General features: G+C 67.8%; 3 protein-coding genes. 2 read left to right on the top strand and 1 reads right to left on the bottom strand.

What is annotated here, in order from left to right; genetic code table 11:
* A partial coding sequence (locus JOZ79_RS07240) for a bifunctional (p)ppGpp synthetase/guanosine-3',5'-bis(diphosphate) 3'-pyrophosphohydrolase (RefSeq protein ID WP_294072592.1) occupies window positions 1-2,004 on the top strand: 2,004 nt, incomplete at its 5' end.
* On the opposite strand, the gene JOZ79_RS07245 is transcribed toward JOZ79_RS07240, so the two are convergent.
* On the bottom strand, window positions 2,001-4,289 hold the full coding sequence (locus tag JOZ79_RS07245) for an NADP-dependent malic enzyme (protein WP_294072596.1): 2,289 nt from the start codon (window positions 4,287-4,289) through the stop codon (window positions 2,001-2,003). The two genes, JOZ79_RS07240 and JOZ79_RS07245, sit on opposite strands and share 4 nt — an antisense overlap.
* 159 nt (window positions 4,290-4,448) lie before the next feature.
* On the opposite strand from JOZ79_RS07245, the gene mutS reads away from it, so the two are divergent.
* The coding region (mutS, locus tag JOZ79_RS07250) for a DNA mismatch repair protein MutS (protein ID WP_294072599.1) at window positions 4,449-6,306 on the top strand (1,858 nt) is incomplete at its 3' end.

The raw sequence follows: 6,306 nt of genomic DNA on the forward strand, positions 1-6,306 counted from the left end.
TCGATGAAGGCGCACGGCTCGCAGACCCGCGCCTCGGGCGATCCTTATTATAGCCACCCGATCGAGGTGGCCGGCATCCTCACCGATCTGCATCTCGACGACGAGACGATCGTCACCGCGATCCTCCACGACACGATCGAGGACACGGTTGCGACCCACGACCAGGTCGAGAAACTGTTCGGCTCCAACGTCGCGCGGCTGGTCGACGGCGTCACCAAGCTTTCCAAGATCGAGGCGCAGAGCGAGAATCAGCGCGCCGCCGAGAATCTGCGCAAGTTCCTGCTCGCGATGTCCGGCGACATCCGCGTGCTCTTGGTCAAGCTCGCCGACCGGCTGCACAACATGCGGACGCTCCATTTCATCCGCGACGCCGCCAAGCGCCGCCGGATCGCCCGCGAGACGATGGATATCTACGCGCCGCTCGCCGAGCGGATCGGCATGTACGAGATGATGACCGAGATGCAGACGCTTGCGTTCCGGGAGATCGAGCCCGACGCCTATGCTTCGATCATGCGACGGCTGAAGCAGCTGACCGAGAGCGGCGGCGACCTCGTCAGCCGGATCGGGCTCGGGCTTCAGCTCTACCTCGCTGACAACGGCCTGAAGGCCGAGGTCACCGGGCGGCAGAAGCATCCCTTCTCGATCTGGAAGAAGATGGCCGAGCGGCACATCAGCTTCGAGCAATTATCCGACGTGATGGCGTTCCGCGTGATCGTCGACGACGTCGCCGACTGCTACCGAGCGCTTGGCCTGATCCACAGCCGCTGGCCAATGGTCCCAGGCCGCTTCAAGGACTATATTTCGACCCCCAAGCGCAACGGCTACCGGTCGCTGCACACCTCGGTCATCCACGATTCGAAGATGCGGATCGAGATCCAGATCCGCGACCGGGCGATGCACGAGCTGGCGGAGCGCGGGCTCGCCGCCCACTGGGCCTACAAGGAAGGTCGGCCGGCCGCCGACCTCCATGTGCCCTGGGTCGACGACCTGGTCGAGATCCTCGAGCATGCCGAAAGCCCCGAGGAGCTGCTCGAGCACACCCGGATGGCGATGTACCAGGACCGGATCTTCGCCTTCACCCCGAAGGGCGAGCTGATCCAGCTGCCAAAGGGCGCGACTCCGGTCGACTTCGCGTATGCGGTTCACACCGGACTTGGCGATCGGACGGTCGGCGCCAAGGTCAACGGCCGCGTCGTGCCGCTGCGCACCATGCTCGAGAATGGCGACCAGGTGGAAATCCTGACGTCGGAGGCGCAGCACCCGCAACCGTCGTGGCTGCGGTTCGTCGCGACCGGCAAGGCGCGGGCCGGAGTGCGCCGCTTCGTCCGCCACAAGGAGCGCGAGGAGACCATCGAGCTCGGCCGGAAAATCTATGACGAGATCGTGCAGCGGCTCCCGGCGGAGCTCGACAAGGACGCCCAAAAGCGGGCGCTCAAGAAGCTCAAGATCGAGAATCAAGACGAACTGATGATCGCGATCGCGCGCAAGCGGGTGCGCGACGAGGACCTGATGGAGGCGCTGATGCCGGGCTCAGCGGGCGGCGACGTCTCGCCCCGGCCGCTCGGGCAGCGCACCGCCATCTCGATCAAGGGCCTGACGCCCGGCGTCGCCTATCACCTCGCGCAATGCTGCCACCCGGTCCCCGGCGATCGGATCGTCGGCTTGAGGCGGGAGGACGAGGAGATCGAGGTCCACGTCATCGGCTGCGAGACGCTGGCGAGCGGGATCGACGCCGACTGGCTCGACCTTGCCTGGGGGGAGGGCTCCGACGGCGGAGCGGCGCGCCTCGCGGTGATCCTGCGCGACATTCCGGGCGCGCTCGGCACCATGTCGAGCATCCTCGGCGCCAAGCATGCGAATATCGTCAACCTGGGGCTGGTCCACCGGGACGGCAGCTTCCAGACGTTCAACCTGGACGTCGAGGTGCACGACCTCGCGCACTTGCACTCGATCATCGCGGCGCTGAGGGAAGCGGACCCGATTTCGAGCGTGGAGCGGATCTAAACGCGCGCCGCTTCCCGCTGCGACCGCGCGTGGGCATCGCCGGCAGCAAGCACGGCAAGCATCACCAGGTCCGACGCGCTGGCCGTCATCGGAGCGATCTGGACGGGGTGCTCCAGCCCAAGGACGTAGGGTCCCAGCACGCTCTCGCCGCCGAGCTCCTTGAGCAACTTGGCGGACAGGCTTGCCGACTGCAGCCCCGGCATGACGAAGATGTTGGCCGGACCGGAGAGACGGCTGAACGGATAGAAGCGCTGCTGCATGTCGGGGTTGAGCGCGACGTCCGGCGCCATCTCGCCTTCATATTCGAAGTCCGGGTGGAAGCTGTCGAGCAGCGTCACCGCCTCGCGCAGCTCCTCGATATGGACGCCCGGCGGGTTGCCGAAGGTCGTGTAGCTGGTGAAGGCGACGCGCGGCTCGAGCCCCATCCGGCGCGCGAATGCGGAAGAGCGGAGCGCGATTGCTGCATATTGCTCCGCGGTCGGACGCTCGGTGACCGCGGTATCGGCAATCAGTACCGTGTGATTGCGGCCGACAATGACGTTGATCCCGAACGGTGTCGCGCCCGCCTCGTCCTTGATGACCGTGCGGACCTGCCGCAATGACTGGCTGAACGGGCGGGTGGTGCCCGTGATCATGGCGTCCGCCTCGCCGAGCGCGAGCATTGCGGCGGCGAAGTAATTGCGGTCCTGGTTGACCATGCGCTCGATTTCGCGGCGGAGCATGCCGCGGCGCTGGTGCTTGGCGTAGATGTGGTCGACCGCACGACCGACCAGCGGCGAGTTGCGGCTATTGAGAACCTCATAGTCATCGGGGTTGTCGACGCCGATCTCGCGGAGCTGATCGTAGACGTCCTCGCGCCCGACCAGCACCGGCGTTCCGTAACCGCCTTCCTTGAACGCGATCGCGGCGCGCAGGACGTTTGGCTCGTCGCCCTCCGCGAACAGGACTCGCTTGGGGTTGGAGCGGGCCGCCTCGTAGGCGAGACTCATCACGCTGACCGTTGGGTTGAGGCGGGCGCGCAGCTGTTGCCGGTAGGCGTCCATGTTGGCGATCGGCTTTTGCGCGACGCCGGTCTGAATCGCGGCTTCGGCGACGGCGGAGGCAACGACTTCCATGAGCCGCGGGTCGAACGGCGCCGGGATGATGTAGTCGCGGCCAAAGCTCTGCGAGCGGCCACCGTAGGCTGCGGCGACTTCCTCGGGCACCGGCTCGCGGGCAAGCTCGGCAAGCGCTTCGGCGGCGGCAATCTTCATCTCATCGTTGATCGCGGTCGCCCGCACGTCGAGCGCGCCGCGAAAGATGAAGGGGAAGCCAAGCACATTGTTGACCTGATTTGGGAAGTCCGAGCGGCCGGTGGCGATGATCGCGTCCGGGCGGACCGCGGTCGCATCCGGCGGCCAGATCTCCGGGTCGGGATTGGCCATGGCGAAGATGATCGGCTCGGGCGCCATGGACTTCACCATTTCGGGCTTGAGAGCCCCGGCCGCGGACAGGCCGAGGAACACGTCGGCGCCGACCAGCGCCTGCGTCAGGTCCTGCGCGTCCGTGTCGACCGCATGGGCCGACTTCCACTGATCGAGGTCGGTTCGGTCCTTCCGGATCGTGCCTTTGCGGTCGCACATGATGACGTGGTCGCCGCGCACGCCCATCGCCTTGATGAGCTCGGTGCAGGCGATTGCGGCCGCGCCGGCGCCGTTGACGACGACGCGGATGTCCTTGAGCTCGCGCCTGGTCAGCGCGCAGGCGTTGATGAGGCCGGCGGCGGTGATGATCGCGGTGCCGTGCTGGTCGTCGTGGAAGACCGGGATGTTCATCCGCTCCTTGAGCGTCTGCTCGATCACGAAGCAGTCGGGGGCGGCGATGTCCTCGAGGTTGATTCCGCCGAAGCTCGGCTCAAGCAACTCGACGGCGTCGATGAAGCGGTTCGCATCTTCGGTCGCGACCTCGATGTCGATGGCGTCGACGTCCGCGAAGCGCTTGAACAGCACCGCCTTGCCTTCCATCACCGGCTTCGAGGCTAGTGCGCCGAGGTTGCCGAGGCCGAGGATCGCAGTGCCGTTGGAAATGACCGCGACGAGGTTGCCCTTGGCCGTGAAGTCATAGGCGCAGGTCGGGTTCTCGGCGATCGAGCGGACCGGCACCGCAACTCCCGGCGAGTAGGCGAGGCTGAGGTCGCGCTGGGTCGCCATCGGCTTGGAGGCGACGATCTCGAGCTTCCCGGGCCGCCCGCGCGAATGAAATTCCAGCGCTTCGGCTTCGGAGAATTTGACGTGGCTTTCCGACATGATGAAGTGGGTTACACGCGCGTTCTGCTTCCGTCACCCCACCCCCGTTTGTCCTGAGGCTGGCATGATTTCAGGGCCAATCCGGGAGCTTCGGCGCGGACGGCGAAATCGATGCTGAAACAAGTTCAGCATGACGAGTGAAGCGGCTACGGTTCGCCAATGGCCCGCGCCGACGCCCCGACCCCGATGATGGCGCAGTACAAGCGCCTGAAGGACGAGGCCGGAGATGCGTTGCTGTTCTACCGCATGGGCGATTTCTTCGAACTGTTCTTCGAGGATGCGAAGGTCGCCGCGGCCTGCCTCGACATTGCGCTAACCAGACGCGGCGAGGATGCGGGCGAGCCGATTCCGATGTGCGGGGTGCCGGTGCATTCGGCAGAGGCTTATCTCGCGCGGCTGATCAAGGCGGGGAACCGCGTCGCGATCGCCGAGCAGACCGAGAGCCCGGCGGAAGCCCGCAAGGCTCGCGGGTCGAAGGCTTTGGTCGACCGCGCGATCGTCCGGCTGGTGACTCCGGGAACGCTGACCGAGGAGACGCTGCTGGAGTCGGCGGCGCCCAACTGGCTCACGGCGGTGGCGCGCGCAGGCGACGAATGGGCGGTCGCCGCGGCGGATATCTCGACAGGGCGGTTCGAGCTGGTCGGCTGCGGGCCGGGCGAGCTGGCGGCGGAACTGGCGCGCTTGTCGCCGGCGGAGACGATCGTCGACGGGACGGTGCCGGGGATCCGAGCGAGCGCGGGCAAGGGTGGATTCGACAGCGCGGCCGGCGAGCGGGCGCTCAAGGCGAAGTTCGGGCTGGCGACGCTGGATGGCCTCGGCGCGCCGTCGCGGGCGGAGCTGGCGGCGGCGGGCGGATTGCTGGCCTATCTCGACGCGACGCAGAAGGGCACAGGCGTGCTGCTCGACGTGCCGCGGCGGGTGGCGCGCTCGGGCCACATGGCGATCGACGCGGCGACGCGCGAGAGCCTGGAGCTGGCGCGCTCGACCGGCGGCGGGACGAGCGGCAGCCTCTTGGGCGAGATCGATCGCTGCCAGACGGCGGGCGGCCGGCGGCGGCTGTGCGAGGATGTGTCGGCGCCGCTGACCGACCGCAGCGCGATCGAGGCGCGGCTGGCTTTGGTCGCCTGGCTGCACGGCGATGCGATCCTGCGCGAGCGGGTTCGGGTGGCGCTGAAGGCGATGCCGGATTTCGCTCGGGCACTGGCGCGACTTGCGGCGGGGCGGGGAAGCCCGCGCGACCTAGCGTCGTTGCGTGATGGGCTGGGCGCGGCGGATGCGCTTCGGCGCGAGCTCGGCGGAGAGCCGGATCGGCCGGCGCTGCTCGAACGGTTGCTGCCACGGCTGGGTGGGCACGAAGCTCTGGTCGAGCGCTTGTCGCGGGCGCTGGTCGCGGCGCCGCCGATCGATGCGTCGAAGGGCGGCTACATCGCCGAGGGCTATGACGGCGAGCTCGACGCCTTGCGCGATGCGGCATCGAACGGGCGACGGGCGATCGCGGGGCTCGAGAGCCGGTACCGCGACGCAACGGGGGTCGGGTCGCTGAAGATCCGGCACAATGCGGTGCTCGGCTATCATGTCGAGGTCGCGTCGCGGCATGCCGATCGGCTGATGTCGCCGGACAGCGGCTTCACCCACCGCCAGACCCTGGCCGGCGTGGTCCGCTTCAACTCGCCGGAGTTGCACGACGAAGCGAGCCGGGTGGTCGAGGCGGGCGGCCACGCGCTTACGGCCGAAGCGGCCCATGCGGAGGAGCTGACCGGCCTCGCGGTCGGCGCCGCGGCGCAGATCACTGCGACCGCCGAAGCCATTGCCCGGATCGACGTTGCGGCAAGTCACGCGCATCGGGCGGCCGAGGGCGGCTGGTGCAAACCGCACCTTACCGACGAGCCCTGCCTCGACATCGTTGCCGGTCGCCATCCGGTCGTCGAGGCGGCACTTCGGCAGAACGGGGAGCGGTTCGTCGCCAACGATCTTTCGCTGGGCCGCAGCGATCGGCTGTGGCTGATCACGGGGCCGA

Origin of the sequence: Sphingomonas sp. (assembly GCF_019242355.1) — a bacterium.
In the GTDB taxonomy this organism is placed as follows: Bacteria; Pseudomonadota; Alphaproteobacteria; order Sphingomonadales; family Sphingomonadaceae; genus Sphingomicrobium.